This is a genomic window from Lentzea flaviverrucosa, from assembly GCF_003350445.1.
GTDB classification, from domain to species: Bacteria; Actinomycetota; Actinomycetes; order Mycobacteriales; family Pseudonocardiaceae; genus Lentzea; species Lentzea californiensis.
The window spans coordinates 155,962-177,562 of sequence record NZ_QQAU01000010.1 but is presented as its reverse complement, the minus strand read 5'-3'; the positions used below and the strand labels follow the sequence as shown (position 1 = coordinate 177,562).

At 69.7% G+C, this 21,601-nt stretch carries 23 protein-coding genes and 1 riboswitch; of the genes, 14 read left to right on the top strand and 9 right to left on the bottom strand.

Features of this window, described 5'->3' with window-relative positions:
* Nucleotides 1-156 precede the first annotated feature (156 nt).
* From DFR72_RS28865 to surE, 13 genes are all read left to right on the top strand, one after another.
* Nucleotides 157-705: a Uma2 family endonuclease gene (locus DFR72_RS28865; protein WP_090068611.1), complete on the top strand. Its 549-nt coding sequence runs from the start codon at nucleotides 157-159 to the stop codon at nucleotides 703-705.
* Nucleotides 706-848: 143 nt separating this feature from the next.
* A complete protein-coding gene (locus tag DFR72_RS28860; protein WP_090068270.1) occupies nucleotides 849-2,993 on the top strand; it encodes a terpene synthase family protein in 2,145 nt (714 codons plus the stop codon).
* A 90-nt stretch (nucleotides 2,994-3,083) separates the two neighbouring features.
* Nucleotides 3,084-4,172: an FAD-dependent monooxygenase gene (locus DFR72_RS28855; RefSeq protein ID WP_090068273.1), complete on the top strand. Its 1,089-nt coding sequence runs from the start codon at nucleotides 3,084-3,086 to the stop codon at nucleotides 4,170-4,172.
* Nucleotides 4,173-4,266: 94 nt separating this feature from the next.
* Nucleotides 4,267-4,338: riboswitch (adenosylcobalamin-variant (AdoCbl-variant) riboswitch) on the top strand.
* A 34-nt stretch (nucleotides 4,339-4,372) separates the two neighbouring features.
* Entirely contained in the window at nucleotides 4,373-5,584 is a 1,212-nt protein-coding gene (locus DFR72_RS28850) for a prenyltransferase/squalene oxidase repeat-containing protein (RefSeq protein ID WP_143086826.1), read from the top strand.
* Nucleotides 5,584-5,997, top strand: a complete 414-nt coding sequence (locus DFR72_RS28845; RefSeq protein WP_090068277.1) for a hypothetical protein — start codon at nucleotides 5,584-5,586, stop codon at nucleotides 5,995-5,997. The genes DFR72_RS28850 and DFR72_RS28845 overlap by 1 nt, the downstream gene beginning before the upstream one ends.
* Complete coding sequence (locus DFR72_RS46445; RefSeq protein WP_177224601.1) at nucleotides 5,994-6,764, top strand: hypothetical protein; 771 nt, start codon at nucleotides 5,994-5,996, stop codon at nucleotides 6,762-6,764. Before DFR72_RS28845 ends, DFR72_RS46445 begins: the two co-directional genes overlap by 4 nt.
* A 10-nt stretch (nucleotides 6,765-6,774) precedes the next feature.
* On the top strand, nucleotides 6,775-7,806 hold the full coding sequence (locus tag DFR72_RS28835) for a CbiQ family ECF transporter T component (protein WP_090068281.1): 1,032 nt from the start codon (nucleotides 6,775-6,777) through the stop codon (nucleotides 7,804-7,806).
* The gene (locus DFR72_RS28830; protein WP_090068283.1) at nucleotides 7,803-9,359 is read left to right on the top strand and encodes an ABC transporter ATP-binding protein; all 1,557 of its coding nucleotides are present in this window, start codon (nucleotides 7,803-7,805) and stop codon (nucleotides 9,357-9,359) included. The genes DFR72_RS28835 and DFR72_RS28830 overlap by 4 nt, the downstream gene beginning before the upstream one ends.
* On the top strand, nucleotides 9,323-10,138 hold the full coding sequence (locus DFR72_RS28825; protein ID WP_090068284.1) for an ECF transporter S component: 816 nt from the start codon (nucleotides 9,323-9,325) through the stop codon (nucleotides 10,136-10,138). Before DFR72_RS28830 ends, DFR72_RS28825 begins: the two co-directional genes overlap by 37 nt.
* A 99-nt stretch (nucleotides 10,139-10,237) precedes the next feature.
* Nucleotides 10,238-11,938 carry a family 20 glycosylhydrolase gene (locus tag DFR72_RS28820; RefSeq protein ID WP_425459920.1) on the top strand — a complete coding sequence of 567 codons (1,701 nt, stop codon included), beginning with the start codon at nucleotides 10,238-10,240 and terminating at the stop codon, nucleotides 11,936-11,938.
* Nucleotides 11,939-11,961: 23 nt separating this feature from the next.
* Complete coding sequence (locus DFR72_RS28815) at nucleotides 11,962-12,147, top strand: hypothetical protein (protein ID WP_114773781.1); 186 nt, start codon at nucleotides 11,962-11,964, stop codon at nucleotides 12,145-12,147.
* 58 nt (nucleotides 12,148-12,205) lie between these two features.
* Entirely contained in the window at nucleotides 12,206-13,111 is a 906-nt protein-coding gene (locus DFR72_RS28810; RefSeq protein ID WP_090068288.1) for a 1-phosphofructokinase family hexose kinase, read from the top strand.
* Between the two features lie 4 nt (nucleotides 13,112-13,115).
* Complete coding sequence (surE, locus tag DFR72_RS28805) at nucleotides 13,116-13,871, top strand: 5'/3'-nucleotidase SurE (protein ID WP_090068290.1); 756 nt, start codon at nucleotides 13,116-13,118, stop codon at nucleotides 13,869-13,871.
* Here the strand turns inward: surE and DFR72_RS28800 are convergent.
* From DFR72_RS28800 to DFR72_RS28775, 6 genes are all read right to left on the bottom strand, one after another.
* A complete protein-coding gene (locus DFR72_RS28800) occupies nucleotides 13,834-14,163 on the bottom strand; it encodes a hypothetical protein (RefSeq protein WP_090068292.1) in 330 nt (109 codons plus the stop codon). The two genes, surE and DFR72_RS28800, sit on opposite strands and share 38 nt — an antisense overlap.
* Nucleotides 14,164-14,169: 6 nt before the next feature.
* Nucleotides 14,170-14,565 (bottom strand): DUF5313 family protein, encoded by a 396-nt coding sequence (locus tag DFR72_RS28795; protein WP_090068294.1) that lies wholly within the window; start codon nucleotides 14,563-14,565, stop codon nucleotides 14,170-14,172.
* Entirely contained in the window at nucleotides 14,562-15,011 is a 450-nt protein-coding gene (locus tag DFR72_RS28790; RefSeq protein ID WP_177224602.1) for a MarR family winged helix-turn-helix transcriptional regulator, read from the bottom strand. Before DFR72_RS28790 ends, DFR72_RS28795 begins: the two co-directional genes overlap by 4 nt.
* A 77-nt stretch (nucleotides 15,012-15,088) precedes the next feature.
* Nucleotides 15,089-15,913 (bottom strand): alpha/beta fold hydrolase, encoded by an 825-nt coding sequence (locus DFR72_RS28785; RefSeq protein WP_090068296.1) that lies wholly within the window; start codon nucleotides 15,911-15,913, stop codon nucleotides 15,089-15,091.
* Nucleotides 15,914-15,922: 9 nt separating this feature from the next.
* A complete protein-coding gene (locus tag DFR72_RS28780; protein ID WP_090068297.1) occupies nucleotides 15,923-17,245 on the bottom strand; it encodes an FAD-binding oxidoreductase in 1,323 nt (440 codons plus the stop codon).
* Nucleotides 17,242-17,820 (bottom strand): TetR/AcrR family transcriptional regulator, encoded by a 579-nt coding sequence (locus DFR72_RS28775; protein WP_090068299.1) that lies wholly within the window; start codon nucleotides 17,818-17,820, stop codon nucleotides 17,242-17,244. The genes DFR72_RS28780 and DFR72_RS28775 overlap by 4 nt, the downstream gene beginning before the upstream one ends.
* 93 nt (nucleotides 17,821-17,913) lie before the next feature.
* On the opposite strand from DFR72_RS28775, the gene DFR72_RS28770 reads away from it, so the two are divergent.
* On the top strand, nucleotides 17,914-18,738 hold the full coding sequence (locus DFR72_RS28770; protein ID WP_090068301.1) for a glycosyltransferase family 2 protein: 825 nt from the start codon (nucleotides 17,914-17,916) through the stop codon (nucleotides 18,736-18,738).
* Here DFR72_RS28770 and DFR72_RS28765 read toward each other — a convergent pair.
* From DFR72_RS28765 to DFR72_RS28755, 3 genes are all read right to left on the bottom strand, one after another.
* Nucleotides 18,704-19,780 (bottom strand): aminotransferase-like domain-containing protein, encoded by a 1,077-nt coding sequence (locus DFR72_RS28765; protein WP_211335562.1) that lies wholly within the window; start codon nucleotides 19,778-19,780, stop codon nucleotides 18,704-18,706. The two genes, DFR72_RS28770 and DFR72_RS28765, sit on opposite strands and share 35 nt — an antisense overlap.
* 30 nt (nucleotides 19,781-19,810) lie before the next feature.
* Entirely contained in the window at nucleotides 19,811-21,007 is a 1,197-nt protein-coding gene (locus tag DFR72_RS28760; protein ID WP_211335561.1) for a PI-PLC domain-containing protein, read from the bottom strand.
* Between the two features lie 268 nt (nucleotides 21,008-21,275).
* Nucleotides 21,276-21,479, bottom strand: a complete 204-nt coding sequence (locus tag DFR72_RS28755; protein WP_030479286.1) for a cold-shock protein — start codon at nucleotides 21,477-21,479, stop codon at nucleotides 21,276-21,278.
* Between the last annotated feature and the right edge of the window lie 122 nt (nucleotides 21,480-21,601).

Sequence of the window (21,601 nt, the reverse complement as noted above, 5' to 3'; positions counted from 1 at the left end):
ACCCTGCGGGACGGTGGTGACGGGGACGTGTGCGTGCAGTGGTGCGGGTCGGCCAAAAGGGGCTTGCGAGTCGTGAGAAACGGACCAGTCTTGTCTAATGGCATCGCCGGGATCCGTCCGGCGGACGGTGGTCACGACACGGGGGTGGAACGCACCATGGGTGGTGTCCCTACGTTTCCCCACGGCAGACCGCTGACGTGGGCGGACCTGGAGGCGATGCCTGATGACGGGCACCGTTTCGAACTCGTCGACGGGGTGCTCGTCATGAGCCCCTCACCCCGCCCCGTGCACCAGCGGGTCGTCGCCCGACTGCTGGTGGCGCTGACCGCTGTCTGCCCACCGGAGCTCGAGGTCCTCCCGGCTCCGGTCGACGTCGTGCTCGCCGACGACACGGTCTTCATCCCAGACCTGGTGGTGGGCCGGCGCGAGCAGTTCTCGAAACAGGCGCTCATCGGGCCGCCGGTGCTGGCGGTCGAGGTCCTGTCACCCCGCACGCGGCACGTGGACCTCGAACTCAAGCGGGCGAAGTTCCAGGAAGTCGGCTGCGAGAACTACTGGATGATCGACTACGACCGTCCGTGGCTGCGGTGCCTGCACCTCGAGAACGGCGTCTACGTCGAGCAGGCGCATTCCGAGGGCGAGGAGATCATCGAGCTGCAATTCCCGTTCTCGGTGAAACTCAGCGCCCAGTCCCTCGTGCGCTGAGTGTTCGCCGGGCGGACCGGGTTGGGCTGAACGGGCGACAGAGATCCACGCACGTGTGGATCACGGTTTCACCATCTGGCGCCCCCGTGCGCGGGGCTGGTTGCGTGCAGTGCGTCAGCCCAACGCGCGGAGGTCCAACGCACATGCAGCCGTTCCAGCTGCCGGAGTTCTACACGCCCTACCCGGCCCGGCTGAACCCGAACCTCGAACGCGCCCGCGTCCACACCCGTGCCTGGGCACGCGAGATGGACATGGTCGACGTGCCGCAGCACGGCACCGTCATCTGGACGGAAGAGGACCTGGAGTCGCACGACTACGCGTTGCTCTGCGCGTACACCCACCCAGACTGCGACGGTGAGGTGCTCGACCTCATCACCGACTGGTACGTGTGGGTCTTCTACTTCGACGACCACTTCGTCGAGCTCTACAAGCGCAACCCGGACATCGGGGGCGCGCAGGCCTACCTCGACCGGCTGCCGCTGTTCATGCCGGTCAACGGCGCCATCACGGCCACGCCGGAGAACCCGGTGGAGAAGGGCCTCGCCGACCTCTGGCGCCGCACGGTGCCCACCCACTCGCTCGACTGGCGCGAACGGTTCGCGGCCAACACCAAGCACCTGCTGGACGAGTCGATGTGGGAGCTGCACAACATCAGCGCCCGCAGGCTGTCCAACCCCATCGAGTACGTCGAGATGCGCCGCAAGGTCGGTGGCGCGCCGTGGTCCGCGAACCTCGTCGAGCACGCCGTCGGCCTCGAGGTGCCCGCACGGATCGCCCTGTCACGGCCCATCGGCGTCCTCAGGGACACGTTCAGCGACGCCGTGCACCTGCGCAACGACCTGTTCTCCTACGAACGCGAGGTGCTCGACGAGGGTGAGCTCTCCAACGGCGTGCTGGTGTTCGAGAAGTTCCTCGACCTGCCCACGCAGCAGGCCGCCGAGGCCGTCAACGACCTGCTGACCTCGCGGCTGCACCAGTTCGAGCACACGGCGCTCACCGAGGTGCCGATCCTGCTGGACGAGCACGCCATCGACCCCATCGGGCGCGCTGCCGTCCTGGGCTACGTGAAGGGCCTTCAGGACTGGCAGGCGGGCGGCCACGAGTGGCACCTGCGGTCGTCGCGGTACATGAACAAGGCCCCGAAGCCCCAGTTGGGGATCCTCGGCTCGTACGCCAAGACCATGCCGCAGCGGCTCCGGCAGTTCTCCAGCACGCCGAAGACCGTCGAGCCGTACACGCTGCCGGACTTCGACGTCCCGTTCACGCTGACCCTGTCGCCGCACCTCGACCAGGTGCGCGAGGAGATCGTCGTGTGGGGCCGGGAGATGGGCATCCACAGCGAGGGCATCTGGGACGAGGCCAAGCACCGCGGGTTCGACCTCGCGCTGTGCTCGTCGGGGCTCGACCCGGACGCGACCCCGGCCGAGCTGTTCCTCTCGGCGTGCTGGCTGACCTGGGGCACCTATGCCGACGACGTCTACCCGTGGGTCTTCGGGCGCCTGCGCGACCTGGCCGGCCTGAAGCTGCAGACCGCACGGCTCAAGCAGTGCATGCCGCTGGACATGGTGCCGACCCTGGTGCCGGTCAACGCGACGGAACGCAGCCTGGCCGACCTGTGGCAGAAGACCGCCGGCCCCATGTCTCCCGAGTTCCGCACGACGTTCCGGCAGACCGTGGACGACATGGTCGACGCGTGGGTGTGGGAAGTCGTCAACATCCAGCAGAACCGCATTCCCGACCCGATCGACTACCTGGAGATGAGGCGGTCGACGTTCGGTTCGGAACTGACGACCTCCCTGTCGCGTTTCTCGCATTCGACGACGGTGCCGCCGGAGATCTGGGGAACTCGCGTCATCCAGACCATGGAACGGTCGGCCATGGATTACGCCTGTCTGATGAACGACGTCTTCTCGTACCTGAAGGAGATCCAGTACGAGGGCGAAGTGCACAACATGGTGAGGGTGATCGAGAACTTCCTCGGTGTCTCCCAGTCCCGCGCGTTCGAGGTGACCTACGCGTTGATGGACGCCCGCCTCGGGCAGTTCATCGCCTCGGTCGAGACGCACCTGCCGCAGATGTTCGAGGACTTCTCGCTGGACTCGGCCACACGTGCGTCGCTGACCCGCTACGCCGACGAGCTGAAGGACTGGATCGTCGCGATCCTCAACTGGCACGAGGAGACCAGTCGCTACGGCGAGGACGAGATCCGGACCCCGGTGAGCGTGGGAGCGTTCCACCAGGGGCCGTCGGGCATCGGCACGTCGGCCGCGAAGCTCTTCTCCCGGTAGTCGCGGTCAGGCGCTGACCGCCGACGGTCAGCGGACGGTCAGCGCCTGGCGGCACCTTGTGGGCAACACCGGCTCACAGGGGGCAGCACCATGAAGAACGTCCTGATCTCCGGCGCCGGCATCGGCGGGCCCGCGCTCGCGTACTGGTTGCGCCACCACGGTTTCAGCGTCACCGTCGTGGAACGGGCCCGCGGTCTGCGGCCCGGCGGCCAGGCCATCGACGTGCGCGGCCCGGCGCTGGAGGTCGTCGAGCGCATGGGCCTCGGGGAGAGGCTGCGGTCGTTGAGCACCGGCATGCGCGGCATGAACGTGGTCGACGCCGACGGCAACGAGCTGTTCCGCTCCACCACGCACACCTTGAGCGGCGGCGACCTGGCGAGCGCCGACGTCGAACTGCTGCGCGACGACCTCGCCCAGATGCTGTTCGACGCGGCGGACGGCGTCGAGTACCTTTTCGACGACACCATCACCTCGATCGACGGCACCCGCGTCACGTTCGAGAAGGCCGCCCCGCGCGACTTCGACGTCGTCGTCGGGGCGGACGGCCTGCACTCCCACGTCCGCAAGCTCGTGTTCGGGCCTGAGTCGCGGTTCATCAGCCACCTCGGCATGAACCTCGCCGTCTTCACCGCGCCGAACTTCCTCGGTCTCGACCACTGGCAGACGTTCCAGCAGGGCGGGGTCGTCGGCGGCGGGATCATGAGCGCCCGGTTGAACGCGGAATGCCGTGTGTACATGGGTTTCCACGGCGAGGTGTCGTTCGACCACCGCGACGTCGACGCCCAGCGCCGGCTGCTCGCCGAGAAGTTCGACGGCGCGGGCTGGGTGTGGCCGACCGCCCTGAAGCACATGTGGGAGGCGCCGGACTTCCACTTCGACTCGATGAGCCAGATCCGGATGGACTCGTGGTCGCGCGGCACCGTCGTGCTGCTCGGCGACGCCGGGTACTGCGGGTCGCCGATGTCCGGGCAGGGCACCAGCATGGCGCTGGTCGGCGCGTACGTGCTGGCCGGTGAGCTCGCGAAGGACCCGTCGGCCGCCTTCCAGCGCTACGAGGAGCTCCTGCGGCCGTACGTGACCGCGAACCAGGACATGGCGCTGCGGAACGTGGAGACCGGCGGGGCGCCGGGTGACGACTTCGCCGAGATCGTGAACAGCCTCAGCCTCCCCGGCTACTGACCGGCCGGCGGAGGTGATGATCAATGGCTCAGCTCACAGCCATTTGACTCGAATTGATCCCTCCCGCACGATCCATGGTTGACAACAGCATCCGCACGCCGCGGGGGAAGCCGGTGGAACTCCGGCACTGACCCGCAACGGTGATAGTCCGACTGCCCGTGGCGTGCGGTAGCTCCACCGACCCGTCGAGGACAGCGGGCATGGGAGGCGCAGTGATCAGGAGATCCGCGTTGGTCGCCTTGGTGGCGACCGCGCTGGTGGCGACACCCCAGGCACAGGCGGCGGAACCTTCGCCGGGAACGTGGCTGGTCAGCCAGTTCAGCGAGGGCGATCGGCTGCTCCGCTTCCCCGCAGACCCCAGCTCCGGTGATCCCGGGCTGACGGCGGACGGCGTCTACGCGCTGGCCGCGGCCGGTGTGGGCAGGTCGACCGCGGTGAAGGCCTCCGCGTGGCTGGCCGAGCCGGCGCAGCTGCAGACGTTCGCCGGGGACGGCGAGGCCGAGTCGTACGTCGGCGGCCTCACGAAGCTCGCGCTGGTCGCGCAGGCGCTGGGGCAGGATCCCACGGCCTACGGCGGTGCCGACCTGCTCGGACGGCTCGTGGCGTTGCAGGACGACACCGGCCGGTACCGCGACAGGACGGATCCGGCGTACGAGCAGACCAACGCCTTCACCCAGGCGCTCGCGATCATCGTGCTGCACCGGGCGGGCAAAGACGTGTCCGCCGCGGTGGAGTTCCAGGCGTCCACGGCCTGTCCCGACGGCGGGTTCCCGATCGCGTTCGGCCTGCCGGCGTGCAAGTCCGATGTGGACGGAACCGCGATGGTGCTGCAGGCACTGCTCGCGGCCGGCGAGAAGGACAAGTCCGCCGCGGCCGTCGAGTGGCTGGTGAAGCAGCAGCAGGCGGACGGCGGGTTCCAGGCCATGGAGCCGCCGACGAACGCCAACACCACCGGCCTCGCGGTCGGCGCACTGCTCGCCGGTGGCCGCAAGGCCGCCGCGGACAAGGCCGTGGCATACCTGAAGACGTTGCAGATCGGCTGCACCGGACCTGCCGACCAGCGCGGCGCGATCGCTTTCGACAGCACGGGTTTTGACGCTGGAACGGTCGTGCGCGCGACCACGCAGGGCATGCTCGGGCTCGCCCGCGTGAGCCTCGCCGAGGTGTCCGCGTCGTCTGCGACCCCCGGTGTGCCGCCGATCGACTGCACCACGACCACCACAACACCACCTCCGGCCACCACCACGCCGGTGGCACCCGCTCCCGGCGGTCCCGCCGAAGCACCGGCCGATCCGCCGCTCGCCGTCACCGGACCCGACCAGGCCGTGCCGCTGACCCTGTTCGGTTCTTTCGCGGTGCTGGCCGGCGCCGTCCTCCTGCTCGTCTCCCGTCGTCGGAAGGGTGGTGCGTGATGCGCCGCATGCTCGCCGTTCTCGCGCTGGTCGCGAGTTCGTTCGTGGTCACGTCTGCCGCCTCCGCCGCGTCCTGCGCCAACGTCAAGGTCGTGGTGGACTTCACCTCGTTCGGCGGCGGCGTCCAGACGGCCTGCACCACGGTCGACCCGAGTTCGGGCATCGTGGCTTTGCAGAACGTGAAGTTCGTGGTCGGGTACGTGCCTCGCCAGCCCGGTTTCGTGTGCACGATCAACGCGCTGCCGAACCCGTGCAACGGCGCCCCGACCACCGCGTACTGGTCGTACTGGCACGGCACGCCCGGCGGCACCTGGACCTACAGCAGCTCGGGCGCCGGCAGCTACAACCCGGCTCCCGGCACCGTCGAGGGCTGGTCCTTCGGCGCGGGCACCGCACCGAGCACCACCCCGTGAAGAGGCTCTTCCTCGCGCTGGCACTGGTAGCCGCGTTCGTACCGGTGCCGGCGTTCGCGGCCGGTTGTGACGGCGTGACCGTCGTCGTGGACTACCGCGGCCTCGGCGGCGGCGTGCAGCAGGGCTGCGCGCCGGGCACCCCGGCCTCCGGTGTCGCGGCACTGACCGCGGCCGGTTTCGGCTACACCTACGCGTCGCGGCAGGCCGGTTTCGTCTGCCGCATCGGCGGAAGGCCGGGCACGGACGCCGACAAGTGCGTCAACGCCTCGCCCGCCACCGCGTACTGGTCGTACTGGCACGCACCGGCGGGTGGCTCCTGGTCGTACAGCAACCAGGGCGCCGCGACCTACGTGCCGGCCCGTGGAACCGTGGAGGGGTGGGCGTTCGGCGCCGGTGAGCAGCCCGGCATCGCACCGCCCGCCGCCCCGGCCCCGCCCGCACCGCGGCAACCGGCACCTCCGCAGCCACCGGCCGGGCAACCTCCTGCGCAGCGACCGCCGGCCGTGACCACGACGGCGACGACCACCGCGCCGCCGGCCTCTTCTTCCGCTGCCACACCGTCTTCCCCGGAGTCGGCACCACCGTCGTCGACGACGGCGTCATCGGTGGAGACTTCGGTTCCCGCGGTGGCGGAGAAGGCGCAGCAGGTGGAGGAGAAGTCCGGCCCGAGCTGGTTGTGGACCCTGCTGGGAGTGCTGGTGATCGCGGCACTCGTGGTGGCGGGGTTGCTCGTCGCACGGCGTCGCCGCGCCGCGGAAGACGCGTAGGGCCGGTGGGGTGAAGCTGCACTCCGGTGCGTGGTGGCTGTGGGCCCTCGGGCTCGCCACCGCGGCCAGCCGCACGACCAACCCGTTGCTGCTGGGCCTGGTCCTGGCCGTGGCGGGCGTGGTCGTCGTGACCTGCCGTGCGAACACGCCGTGGGCCGGCACCTACGGCGTGTTCCTCAAGTTCGGTCTGCTGATCATCGGCCTGCGCGTCCTTCTGCACGCGTTCCTGGGCGGCGTCACCGGTCCGACCGTGCTGTTCACGCTGCCGCAGGTCCCGCTGCCGGACTGGGCCCAGGGCATCCGCGTCGGCGGCCCGGTCAGCGCGGAGGGCCTGGTTTTCGCGCTGTACCAGGGATTGCTCCTCGCGACGATCCTCAGCTGCGTCGGCGCCGCCAACGCCCTCGCGAACCCCAGGAGGTTGCTGCGGTCGTTGCCGGCCGCGTTGTACGAGGTGAGCGTCGCCGTCGTGGTGGCGCTGACCGTGGCGCCGCAGCTGGTCGCGTCCGCACGGTCGGTGCGCAGGGCGCGGCAGCTCAGGGGTGACACGGCCAGGGGAGCGCGGGCGATCCGCACGATGCTGGTGCCGGTGCTGGAGGACGCGCTCGACCGGTCGCTGGTGCTGGCCGCCTCTATGGACTCGCGCGGCTACGGGCGCACGGCCGGTATCTCGCGCAAGGACCGGGTGCTCACCGGGACGTTGGTGCTGGCAGGGCTGTTCGGGCTCTGCATCGGCACGTACGGGTTGCTGGCGGGTGCCTGCACGGGCTGGCCGTTGCTCGCACTAGGTGGCGTGCTGGCGATCGCGGGCCTGCGGGTCGGCGCGCGCCGGGTGCCGCGCACGCGGTACCGGCCGGACCGGTGGTCGCCCACCGCGATCGGGGTGGCGGCGAGCGGGATGGCGGGGGCGGTCGTGCTGGTGTTCTCGGCCGATCCGGCGCTGTCACCGTCGACGGTTCCCCTGCAGGTGCCGGAACTGCCGCTGGTTCCCGCGCTGGGAGTGCTCCTGGCGCTGGCGCCCGTGGTGATCGCGAGGGAGACATGATCAGGTTCGAGGACGTCACGATCACCTACACCGGGCAGCCGGTGCTCGCGGACATCTGCGTGGAGATCCCCGAAGGCGAGCTGTGCCTCGTCGTCGGCCGCACCGGTTCCGGCAAGTCGACCTTTCTGCGCGCGATCAACGGCCTCGTCCCGCACTTCAGCGGCGGCACGCTCGCCGGACGCGTCCTGGTCGACGGCCGCGACACCGCCACGCACCCGCCGCGCGAACTGGCGGACGTGGTCGGGTTCGTCGGCCAGGACCCGGTGGCGGGCTTCGTCGCGGACAACGTCGAGGACGAGCTCGCCTATTCGATGGAGTCACTGGGTCTCACGAACGACGTCATGCGCAAGCGCGTCGAGGAGACCCTCGACCTGCTGGGCCTCGCCGCCCTCCGCGACCGTCCACTCGCGACACTGAGCGGCGGTCAGCAGCAACGGGTCGCGATCGGCGCCGCGCTCACCGCGCACCCGCGGGTCCTCGTCCTCGACGAACCCACCTCGGCGCTCGACCCCGGCGCCGCCGAGGACGTTCTCGCTGCCGTGCAAAGACTTGTGCACGACCTCGGCATGACCGTCGTGATCGCCGAACACCGCCTCGAACGCGTGGCGCAGTACGCGGACCGCGCGCTCCTGCTGCCGCAGGGCAAGATCGGGGACGTCGGCGAGATCCTCGCGGCGGCTCCGGTCGCGCCACCGGTCGTCCGGCTCGCACAGTTCGCCGGCTGGGAGCCGGTGCCGGTCTCGGTCCGCGACGCGCGCCGCCGTGCCGCACCCCTGCGCGCCCGGCTCCCCGAGCCCGAGGTCGAAACCGTGGCGAAGACCAGCCCGGTCCTCGAAGCACGCGAAGTCGTTGTCCGGTACGGAGATGTCCAGGCCGTGCGCGGCGTGACGCTCGACGTCGGCAAGGGTGAACGCGTCGCGCTCATGGGGCGCAACGGTTCCGGCAAGTCGTCGCTGCTCTGGGCGGTGCAGGGCAGCGGCAAACGCACGTCCGGCACCGTGGCCGTCGCGGGCGCCGACCCGAAAACGCTGAAGCCCGCCGAACGACGGCAGGCCGTGGCGCTGGTGCCGCAGCAGCCGTCCGACCTGCTCTACCTCGAAACGGTCGCGCAGGAGTGCGCCCAGGCCGACTCCGAGACCGGGCAACCCGCCGGAACGTGCCGGGAACTGCTGCAGGGCCTGGCCTCCGTGCCGCCGGACGCCCACCCGCGCGACCTGTCCGAAGGCCAGCGGCTCGCGCTGGTGCTCGCGGTGGTGCTGACCGGAGCCCCGGACGTCCTGCTGCTCGACGAACCGACGCGCGGCCTCGACTACCCGGCCAAGGAGGCGCTCGCCCAGGTCCTCAAGAACCTGCCGGGCACCACCGTCCTGGCCACGCACGACGTCGAGTTCGTCGCCGAGTACGCCACCCGCGTGGTCGTGATGGCCGAGGGCGAGGTCGTCGCGGACGGCCCGGCGCGCGAGGTCGTGACGTCGTCGCCGATCTTCGCCCCGCAGGTCAGCAAGGTCCTCGGGCCGTGGCTGACGGTCGCGGACGTCGAGGCCGCCCTGTGATCGCGATCGGCAGGCGCTCGGTGGTCGCACTGGCGGTGTCCGGGGTGATCGGGCTGGCCGCGTTCACCTGGCCGCTCGTCGTGGCGCCGGCCAGCGACATCGCGCACGGCGGTGACGCGCCCTGGACGTTCGCGCTGCTGCTGCCGCTGGTGCTCGCGGTCGTGCTCGCCGAACTGAGCGACAAGGGCATGGACTCCAAGGCGATCGCGATGCTGGGCGTGCTGTCCGCGCTCGGCGCCGCGATCCGGCCGCTCGGACCGGGCACCGCCGGCATCGAGACGGTCTTCTTCCTGATGGTGCTCGGCGGCCGGGTGTTCGGGCCGGGGTTCGGGTTCGTGCTGGGCAACACCACGCTGTTCGCGTCGGCCCTGCTGACCGGCGGCGTCGGGCCGTGGCTGCCGTACCAGATGCTCGGCGCGGCCTGGGTCGCCCTGGGCGCCGGACTGCTCCCGCGGTGGCGCGGCAAGGCCGAGATCGCGCTGCTGGCGGCGTACGGCGTGATGAGCTCGCTCGTCTACGGCTTCCTGCTCAACCTGTCGTTCTGGCCGTTCGCGGTCGGCGAGGGCACGTCGGTGAGCTTCGACCCGGACTCCTCGCCCGGCACGAACCTGGTGCGGCTCGCGGCGTTCACGCTCGCCACGTCGCTCGGCTGGGACCTCATGCGGGCCGTCACCACCGCCGTTCTGGTCGCGGTGACGGGCCCCGTACTGCTCCGGACGCTGCGCAGAGCCGCGCGCAAGGCCGCTTTCGAGCCGGTCTCGAACAAAGAATTGGCCTAGACCATTGACGTCATAGGGATGGTTGAGCACGCTGGAGGCAGGGTCGCCGCCCCCGACTCGTGAGGAGGAGTCGTGAGAACTCGCGTTCTCGCCGCGGTCATCGCTGTCACCGCAGCGCTGTCCGTGAGCGCGCAGTCGCAAGCCGCGGAACCACTGCAGAGCCTCGTGCCGGTCCCTGTCTCGGTGCAGGCCAGAAGCGGTGTCACGCACGCGCTGACGGCAGCCACGAAGATCTACACCGCCCCTGCCGCGCGTGACGTCGGCGAGTTCCTCGCCGGAGTCCTGCGGCCCTCGACCGGCTACGCCTTCCCGGTGTCCGACACGACCGGAACCCCGTCCGACGGCATCTCGTTGCTGCTCACGGGCGCACCGGGCACGGTCGGCCAGCAGGGTTACCAGCTCGACGTCGCGGCGAACTCCATCGTCCTGCGCGCCAACACGGCAGAAGGCCTGTTCACCGGCGTGCAGACGCTGCGGCAGCTGCTGCCGGCCAAGGTGGAGAGCACGACCGCGCAGGCCGGTCCGTGGACCGTGCCGGGCACGCTGATCGTCGACTACCCGCGGTTCTCCTACCGCGGCGCGATGCTCGACGTGGCCCGCCACTTCCACCCGGTCTCCACGGTCAAGCGCTACATCGACCAGCTCGCGCTGTACAAGATCAACTACTTCCACCTGCACCTGACCGACGACCAGGGCTGGCGGATCGTCGTCGACAGCTGGCCGCGCCTCGCCACGTACGGCGGCAGCACGCAGGTCGGCGGCGGCCCCGGCGGTTACTACACCAAGGCGCAGTACAGCGAGATCGTGCAGTACGCGGCCTCGCGCAAGATCACGGTGATCCCGGAGATCGACATGCCGGGCCACACCAACGCCGCGCAGGCCTCGTACGCGGAGCTCAACTGCAACGGCCAGGCCCCGCCGCTGCGCACGGACATCGAGGTCGGCTACTCCTCGCTGTGCGTGAACAAGGACATCACCTACCAGTTCGTCGACGACGTGGTGCGCGAGATCGCGGCGCTCACGCCCGGCCCGTACTTCCACATCGGCGGTGACGAGGCGCACGCGACCTCCGACGCCGACTACCAGGCGTTCATGGACCGGGCCCTGCCGATCGTGAAGAAGTACGGCAAGACCGTGCTCGGCTGGCACGAGTTCGTGAAGACCACGACCGACACCACCGCGATGCCGCAGTACTGGGGCACCTCGGCGTCCAACGCCACGGTGCAGGCAGCGGCGGCACGGGGCCAGAAGGTCATCATGTCGCCCGCGAACAAGGCGTACCTGGACATGAAGTACAACTCCAGCACGCCCCTGGGCCTGTCGTGGGCCGGTCTGATCGAGGTCCAGACCGCCTACGAGTGGAACCCCGGCACGCACCTGAGCGGTGTCCCGGAGTCCGCGGTCCACGGCGTCGAGGCTCCACTGTGGAGCGAGACGCTGGTGACCGGCCGCGACATCGAGTTCATGGCGTTCCCGAGGCTCGGCGCGATCGCCGAGCTGGCCTGGTCGCCGTGGTCGACGCACAACTGGGACCAGTTCAAGGTGCGCCTGGGCAACCAGGGCCCGCGCTGGACGACCATGGGCATCAACTTCTACAAGTCCACCCAGGTGCCGTGGGACACCGGCGGTCCGGGGCCGGGCCCGTGCACGCAGCCGGCGTGGGAGCGCGACAAGGTCTACAACGGCGGCAACGTGGTTTCGCACAACGGCCGCAAGTGGACCGCGCAGTGGTGGACGCGGGGCGAGGAGCCCGGCACCACCGGCCAGTGGGGCGTCTGGCGTGACGGAGGCGTTTGCTGACTCCTCCTGGGTACTCGTCGGCCATGACTGATCCGGAAGTGGCTGAAGAGTTCGCCGAAGAGGCCGGTGTCGACCCGACACCGCAGGAGGTCGACGAGTACCGCGACATGACGCAACCGGGTGAGTGGCGCGCCGACGAGAAGATGGGATCGGGCGGCGCGTCCGCACCGCAGGACGGGGAGGATCCGACCGGCGGTTCCGGGGCGTGATGTCTGATTCATCCGGTGCGGGCGCTTATCGAGTGCCCGCACCGGGTAACAGAACGTCGTGGATGCCCGAGTTGCCGTATTTGCCCCGTCCCCTCAACTGACCATCACCGTCGAGGACCTCGACGGTGAGCCGGACGTGCACCTGCACGCCGGCGGCCAGGGTTTCTGGCAGTCCAGGATGATCGCCGCTTTAGGCGTCGAAGCCGTTGTGTGCGCGACGTTCGGCGGTGAGACCGGTCGTGTGCTGCGCACGTTGCTGGAAGGTGAGCACGTCGACCTGAAGGCGCGCGAGGTCGCCGCCCGCAACGGCGCCTACGTGCACGACCGCCGCGACGGCAGCCGGGACGAGATGGTCGAGATGATCCCCGACGCGCTGTCCCGCCACGAGCTCGACGACGTCTACGAGTCGGCACTGGTGGAGGGCATCCGCGCGGGCACGGCCGTGCTGAGCGGGCCGTCCGACGACCGCGTGCTGCCCCACGACACGTACTTCCGCCTCACCTCGGACCTGACCGGCAACGGTTGCCGCGTGATCGTCGACCTGGCGGGTGACCGGCTCGCCGAGGCCGTGCGCGGCGGCCCGCACGTCGTCAAGGTCTCGCACGAGGAACTGGGCGAGGAAGACCTGTCCAAGCTCATCCAGAAGGCCAAGGAGATCGCTGCTTCGTGCGTGCACGGCGTGGTGGTGTCCCGTGCCGACGAACCGGCGCTGGCGCTGCTGGAAGACCAGCTCTACCTCGTGAAGATGCCGCAGCTGGAGCCGGTCGACACGCGTGGTGCGGGTGACTCCATGACCGCGGGGATTTCAGCGGGCCTCGCGCTGGGTATGTCGTTGACGGACGCGGTGAAGCTCGGTGCGGCCGCGGGAGCGGTCAACGTGACCCGGCACGGCCTCGGCAGTGGCGGGGGAGAGGCCGTGCGCGAGCTGAGCAAACGCGTGGAACTGGAGCCGATCGAGGAATGAGCGGATGCGCGCGCTGATCACGAACGACGACGGAATCGACTCTCCCGGCCTATGGACCCTGGCGTCGGCCGCCGCCGACTGCGGCCTCGAAGTGGTGGTGGCGGCGCCGTCCACGCAGGCCAGCGGTACCAGCGCGTCGGTCGCGGCGGCGGGCGAGAACGGCAGGGTGGCGAGCGAACGCCGCACCCTGCCGGGCCTCGACGTCGAGGCCTACGCGGTCGCGGCGCATCCGGGCCTGATCTCGCTGATCGCGTGCCGGGGCGGCTTCGGCGGCAAGCCCGACGTGGTCCTGTCCGGCGTGAACCTGGGTGCGAACGTCGGCCGCGCGATCCTGCACTCCGGCACCGTCGGCGCGGCGCTGACCGCGCACCTCAACGACGTCACGGCGCTGGCGGCGTCGCTCGACGTGGGACTGGACGGGCCTGAACCGTTGTGGGACAAGGCAGGTGAGGTCGTACGCCTCGTGCTGCCGGTGCTGCTGGAGATGCCCGCGGCCACGGTGCTGTCGCTGAACGTGCCGAACGTCGCCGACGTGCGAGGACTTCGCTGGGCGGAGCTGGCGCGGTTCGGCACGGTGCAGAGCCGGGTGGACGACGTGGGCGACGACGAGGTCGAGCTCGTGCACGTCTACAACGAGGAGTCGCTCGTGCCGGGCACGGACACGGCGTTGCTGGCGGACGGTTTCGCGACCGTGACGGCGCTGCACTCGGTGGGCCGCGACGTCAGCTCGGAGCCCGCTTTGCCGGCCTGGCCAGCGTGATCACGAGCCCGATCAGGGCCGTCCGCACCCCGAGGAAGCCCTCGGTCGTGACGTCGTCGAGCGAGAACGCCAGCATCCCGAACCCCAGCAGCAGGATGAGTCCGTACATCCGCGCGAGGCCGAGCCGCCACGCCATCACGATGCCCATCACCCCGACGCCGAGCTGGACGACCCGGTAGTTGGGGTCAAGACCGAACAGGTCCAGCCATCCGAAGGCGAGCTGCAACACGCCCGCCGTGAGTGTGAGCGCCTGCGGCCTTGTGAACTGGAACTGATCGCTCGACAAGGCCATAGGTCTTCACCCCTCGGATCGCCGCCAGACAGCGTCGTACTTCGCCTGTCGTTCGCTGTCCTGCAAGGCGTTTCGCTCCCGGCGCCCCTGTGTCGCCGACCCTCTCGGGTACCCGTACTTCGTGAGCCGGTAGTCCACACTTTCAGGTGCATACGACAACGCGAAGTACAGTCCTACAACGAAACCGAGCCCACCGCACGCAATTGCGAGCGGCCACGGCGAACCGAGTCCGAAGACCAGTGCCAGTGTGATGGCCGTCGTCAGCGGCGTGACCTGCACGAGACTGCGCACGGTGAAGCGCAGCAGCCACTTCGGGCCGGTCACGTCGTCGTGGACGAACTCCCGGTACTTCTGCGGCACGCGCCCACCGGCGTAGTACCAGGCCTTCAGCGCGGGGTTCACCGCGTCGCCTTGGCGATCACCTTGTGCAGCACCTGGTTCAGCTGCGCGAGCTCTTCGAACGTCATGTCGAGCTGCTCCACGACCTTGAAGGGGATCTTGAGCGCTTCCTCGCGCAACTCGGTGCCCTTCTCGGTGAGGGTCAGCGCGAGCGCGCGTTCGTCGGCCTTGTCCCGCTGCCGCTCGACGTACCCGACCGCCTCCAGCCGCTTGAGCAGCGGGCTGAGGGTGCCGGGGTCGAGCTGCAGGACGTTGCTCAGGTCCTTGACGGTGCGCGGCGACCGCTCCCAGAGCGCCAGCATCACCAGGTACTGGGGATGCGTGAGGTTCAGCGGCTCCAGGATCGGGCGGTAGACCGCGATCACCGTCCGGCTGGCCACGGCCAGCGCGAAGCAGACCTGCCGCTCCAGTTCGAGCGGGTTCTCCGGGATGCTTGGTGTACTAATCATTGGTGTACACACTAACTGGCGGACGCGCTCGGATCCAAGTGGTGTGGCGCAGTGCTCACATCACCCCGGGCTTCAGATCACTTGAGTGCCTCCGCGAGCACTTCCGCGGTGACAACGGCACCCGCGCGGGTCATCACGGTGCCGCCGTGGTCGACCTCGTTGATCAGCACGGGTTCGCGCAGGACGGGCAGTTCGGCGCGGAAGGCCTGGGCCTGGTCGGCGGTGTAGGCGGGCGGGGAGTCCGGGCCGGTGCTCCACTCGGCGTGGATGAACCACGTCGGCATGGTGAGCTCGCGCCAGCGCGAGGTGCCGAAGATGACGTCGGTGGCGTCGGCGACCAGGGTGTCGGCCGGCAGCCTCAGGTGGCCGTCCGGGGTCAGGTCGTGGGCGAAGTAGTCGCGGACCAACGGGTCGGCCGGGTCGATCACCGGGTTCACCATGGCCTGGACGGCCACGTACTCGTCGACGGTCCAGGTGCGCTCGCGGGCGGCCACCTGCGGGGCGAAGGCCGCTGACAGCACCTCCTCGGTCATCTGGGCGTGGGCCGGCATGGGGAAGCCGCCGTCCACGAGCACGAGCGCCCGCACCCGGTCCGGGTGGCGCACGGCCAGGTCGACGGCCGCGTAGGCGCCCATGGACATGCCGCACACCGTCACGGACTGGAGGTCCAGGGCGTCCAGCACGCGGACCATGTCGTCGGCGTGCTGCCTGATGGACGAGCCGGGCACCTCGTGGCTGTCCCCGCGGCCGCGCAGGTCCGGGGCGATGAGCGAGAAGTGGTGCGCTGCCAGCCAGTTCCACAGCTTGCGGCTGCCGCTGACGCCGTGGATCGCGAGCACGGGCGGGGTGTCGCCGTCGTGGATCTCGACGGCCAGGTCGCCGCCGTCTACCGGAACGCGCATGCGGACTCCTCAGGCCTTGCCGGGGTTGAACAGGTTCAGGGGATCGAGCGTGTGTTTGACCGCCCGGTGGACCGACCACGCGTCCGGGCCGAGTTCGCGGATCATGCCGTCGCGCTTGAGCAGGCCCACGCCGTGCTCACCGGTGACGGTGCCGCCCAGTCGCAGCGCCTGGTCGATGATGTCCTCGAACGCCGCCTGCGCGGCGATCCTCGCGTTGTCGTCACCGGGCGGGGTGATCAGCAACGGGTGCAGGTTGCCGTCGCCGGCGTGCGCGATGGTCGCGATCCGGACCTGGTGGCGCGCACCGATCTCCTCGATGTGCGCGAGCATCGCGGGTACCGCGGACCGGGGCACGCACACGTCCTCGGTCAGCAGCGGGCCCAGTCGTTCCAGCGCCGGGTAGGTGAGGCGCCGGGCGGCGAAGAGCGCCTCGGCCTCGGTCGAGTCGGTGGAACGCTCCGTCCAGACGGCACCCGCGTCGGTGAAGGCCGCGACGAGGCCGTCCGCGTCGTCCGGTGTCTCGGCGCGGGCCAGCAGCATGGCCTCGGTGTCCGGCTCGATGCCCAGGTGCTTCCAGTCCTCGACGGCCTGCAGGCAGGCGCGGTCGATCAGCTCCAGCGCGGCGGGCTGCAAGCCTCGGCCGGTGCTCAGCGCGACGGCCTGACCTGCCGCGACGAGGCTGGAGAACGCGCCGACGACGGTGCCGGACGGACGCGGGGCGGGGCGCAGCCGGACGGTGACCTCGGTGACGACGCCGAGCGTGCCCTCGGAGCCGACCAGCAGGCTCGTCAGGTCGTAACCGGCGACGCCCTTGGTGGTGCGCCGGCCGAGCCGCACCGCGGTCCCGTACGCGACGGGGCCGCCCATCACGGCTTCGAGGCCGAGCACGTAGTCGCGCGTCACGCCGTACTTGAGGCAGCACAGGCCGCCCGCGTTCGTGGCGACGTTGCCGCCGATCGTCGACCACGGCGAGCTGGCCGGGTCCGGCGGGTACCAGAGTCCTTGCTCGGCAACGGCTTTCTTCAGGTCGTCGTTCACGACACCCGGCTGCACGACGGCGAGCAGGTTGTCCCGGTCGATCTCCAGGACCCCGTCCATGCGGCTGAGGTCGAGGACCAGGCAGCCGTCGACCGCGTTGGCGCCGCCGGACAGACCCGTGCCCGCACCTCGCGGCACGATCGGGATGTCGTTCGCCGCGCAGTGCCTGACGGCTTCTTGAACGTCCTCCGTGGACTGCGGGCGGAAGGCGGCGTACGGCGTGCCCGCCGGCGCCCACTCGGCCTCGTCGTGGCTGAGACCGGCCAGTGTGTCCGGGTTCGTGATGAGCTTCATGACCGCTCCAACGCGCCGTGCGCGGCTTTGTGCACAACCCGTTCCAGTTCCGCGCCCCACGCTGCCGGTGTCGTGTCCGCGTGGATCGGGACCGCCCCCATGCCCGCCACCGCGAACCGCGCGAAAAGCACCAGGTCGAAGGCCTGTGCGGGGGAGGCGAGCGGCGGGGTCAGGATCGTGGCGATCTGTGCGGCACCGGTGTTGAGCTCCTGCGTGCCGGTCGCGATCAGGTCGGGTTCGCGGACGATCACCGAACGGCGGCCGAGTTCCAGCGCCCACTGTGCGGACGTGATCGTGTCGACGGCCGTGCGCACCGCCTTCGTCAGCGCCGCAACGGGATCAGGGGCCGCGACGAGCGCGCGGACGACGCGGCTGAGGAACGCGTCGTACCAGAAGATCGCGGCTTTGGTGCCGAACGTGCGGAACAGCGTGCGTTCGGAGACGCCCGCGCGATCGGCGATGGCCTTGGTCGACGTGGCGGCGAAGCCCTGGTCGAGGCACAGTGCGATGGCCGCCTCCTGGATGGCGAGGCGGGTGCGCAGGTCCTTCGCGGCGCGGGCGGTGAGCGTCTCCACGCCGTCAACCTAGCCCATAATGTCAGTATCTGCCAGATTTGGTGTCAGTTGATGTCAACGTGTCGACTGCGGCCGACGGGGTAGACGACTGGCATGGCCCGGACCACCGTCGTCATCGCCTCGCGGAACCGCGCGGACAGCCTGCTGCGCACGCTGGCATTCCTGAGCGAGCTCGCGGTGCCGGTGATCCTGGTCGACAACGCGTCCGAAGACGACACGGTCTCCCGTGTGCGCAACGACTTCCCGAGGGTCTTGCTGCTGGAGTCGGCGGTGAACCGCGGCGCGGTGGCGCGCAACCTCGGCGTGCAGGCGGCGCGGACGCCGTTCGTCGCCTTCGCCGACGACGACTCGTGGTGGGCGCCCGACGCGATCGAGCGAGCCCAGCCGATCTTCGACGACCACCCGGACCTGGCGGTGATCGTCGCGCGCACGCTGGTGGGGCCGGAGGAGAGGCTCGACCCGATCACGCCGCTGCTGCGCGACAGCCCGTTGGGCGAGGGGGTCGCGGGACCCGCGGTGCTCGGGTTCCTGGCCTGCTCGGCCATCGTGCGGCGGCAGGCGTTCCTGGACGTGGGCGGCTTCAGCCCGGTGCTGTTCTTCCGCGGCGAGGAGACGTTGCTGTCGTGGGACCTCGCGGCGGCGGGGTGGGCGCTCTGCTACGTTGACGACGTGGTGGCGCACCACCACCCGGCGGCGGGCCGGGCGCAGGGGGAGGACGTCGTCGAGCGGCGCAACGTGCTGCTGGCCGCGTGGATGCGACGGCCGCTGACCAGTGCGTTAGCGGCGTCGTTGAAGGACCCGGAGGCGTTCCGGGCGGCCCTGCCCCGGCTGCGTCAGGCGCTCCGGCAGCGACGTGCGCTGCCGGACCACCTGGAAGCGCAGATCAGAGCGATCGGACGGCCGCGCCGAGACGCGTGATGCCCTCGTCGATCTGCTCCGGCGTGACGCCCGAGAACGCGAGGCGCAGAGCGTTGTCGCCGCCCTCCAGCAGGAAGTCGGAGCCCTTCACGAACTCGACGCCGTGCTCCTTCGCGACCGGCACCAGCTTGTCGATCGACACGCCCGGCAGCTCGACCCACATGAAGTAGCCGCCCTGCGGCGCGGTGAAGACGGCCTCCGGCAGCTCGCGCTGCAGCGCGGCGACCAGGGCGTCCTTGCGGGCGCGCAACGCGGTGCGGACGTTCGCGACCGACTCCTCGAGACGGCCGGAGCGGCAGTACGAGTTCACGATCGACTGCGCCACCATGTTCGGCGAGATGTACGTGGTGGTGGCGATGTCCTGAATGGACTTGATGACGGCCTTCGGGCCCACCAGGTAACCGCAGCGGATGCCGGGCGCCATGGTCTTCGAGAACGACGACGCGTAGACGACCTTCTCGTTCTCGTCCTGCGACAGCATCGTCGGCAGCGGCTCGCCCTCGAACCGGACCTTGACGTACGGGTCGTCCTCGAACAGCACGAAGTCGTACTTGGCCGCGAGGTCCAGCAGACGCGTGCGCTTCGCCTCGGACAGCGTGTAGCCGGCCGGGTTGTGGAAGTTCGGGATGATGTGCGCGAGCTTCGGGCGCACACCGCTCTCCAGCAGCGCTTCGAGCGCGTCGACGTTGATGCCGTCGGTCTCCAGCTCGATCGCGTGGATCTTGGCGCCGCGCTGGCGCAGGTTCAGCAGCGTGCGGTCGTAGGTCGGCGCCTCGACGACCACGTCGTCGCCCTGCTGCACGAGCAGTTCGAACAGGAACGCGTCGGCCTGCATCGAGCCGTTGGTGACGAGCACCTGCTCCGGCGCGACGCCGTGCTGCTCCGCGAGCCAGGTGCGCAGCGGGACGTAGCCGACGCTCGTGCCGTACGCGAAGGTGCCGCCGGGGTCGTCCGTGAAGGCTTTCTGCGCCGCTTCGCGCAGGCCTTCCTGGTCGATGATGTCGAGAGAGGGCGCTCCGCGCGTGAACAGGATCGAGGCCATGCGCGGAGCGTACAACTCCCAGCATTTGGGCTACGGCCCATATACGTATGAGTTCAGCTGGCTGACCGCCGCCTGCGCGTTCCCGAGGTGGTAGAGATCGACCGCGAGGAAGTTCGGCTTCTTCCTGGCCGCCGGCTGGCAGAACTGCTGCGCCCGGTTCGCGAGCTTGCCGTTGTCCGTCGTGGCCGTGCTCGTGAACGGAACGTCGCGGAAGTGGTTCATGACGAACAAGGGCTGGAAGGCGCCGGTCGCGGTGAGCGGTTTTTCATCCCATCGGCTGTAACAGGACCAGTCGGAACTGCCGAGCCCCGAACCCATCGACCAGTAGTTCTCGACGGTCCAGTCCTTCTGGTAGAGCACGCCGGAGTCCTCGCGCCCGTCCTTGCCGTGGTCGGTGAAGATGAGCAGCCGCTTGCCGCTGCTCTGCATCTGGCCGCGCGTGGGCCAGCCGTTCTGCTGCACGCCCTCGGCCCGGTACAGCACGTCGTTCAGCCCCTGCACCTTGCGCAGTTCGGCGCGCAGCGTGTTCGCGTCGACGTAGTCCTCCAGGAAGATCGTGACGATCTCGCTGCGGTTGGCGCGCAGGAAGTCCACGATCCGCTGGACGTCGACGTTGAGCGCCACCGGCTTGCTGACGAGGGTGCAGCTGTTGTGGCACAGGATCGCGCCGTCCGGTGTCTGGTGGATGTCCAGCTGGAACCCGCGGACGCCGTCGTTCAGCTGCTGCACGATCCCGCGCGTCTGGTTCTTGGCGAGGTTGACGAACGGCGGCGCGAACCCGCCGTCCACCCCGTTCGCATAGGCGTTGTGGGCGGTCAGGAACGTCATCTGGTCGAGCCGCGGATCCGCCGGCATCGGGCTGGTCCGGGCGGTGACCGGCGTCAGGTACCAGCGCGACTCACCGCCGAGGGCGAAGAACTCCCATTGATCACCGAACTGGCGGGGCTCGTGAACCGTATCCCCTTGTGAGCACGAACCCATGGTGAGCTGGCGGGTGATGCACTGGCCCGGCGAGTCGGTGTTCTCGAACCTCCCGTCGCTCAGCCGCCACTGCTGGCGGTCCTCGTTGCCCTTGGGGCGGTGCAGTGCCAGTCCACTGCCGCTCTGGGCGACGTTGAGGCCGGTCCGGACACTGGTGACGTAGAACGTGCCCGCGGGAGCCGCTTCAGCGGTGGCGGGTACCAGGGGAAGCAGGAGCAGGGCCGCGATGGCAGGGAGGTATCGCACGGTGACCAGAGTCACCTACCGGCGTTAAACATGAAACGGTTTCAAGCGTGTGGACGTTTAACACTGTGGGTATCCCACATGCCGTAGCGCCCTCTTAGGGGGCAGAACAACTCAAGGCAGCCGTCGCCCGACCGAAGGGTTTGGGCCGGTACTCGGGCGCCGCCTTCACAAGCCGCGCAGGGTTCGACTCCCTCGGTTGCCGCCAATTCCGTCTGGGCACAAAAGAAGCCCGCCCGGCGCGAGGCCGAGCGGGCTTCGAAGAGCTCAATCAGATGGCGCGGACGTCCTGCGCCTGCGGCCCCTTCTGACCCTGGCCGATCTCGAACTCCACGCGCTGCTGCTCTTCAAGCGACTTGAAGCCCGAACCGGAAATCTGCGAGTAGTGGACGAACACGTCCGGACCGCCGCCGTCCTGCGCGATGAATCCGAAGCCCTTCTCGCCGTTGAACCACTTCACGGTGCCCTGCGCCATACGAATTGCTCCCTAGATGTTGGACCCCCGCCAGAGCGAGGTTCGCGCGCAGTCTGCCAGGCCACGGTCTCTCTCACATCGTGGTTAGCCCGGTGGTGTGAAGAAGTAAGTTGAACCGGGTA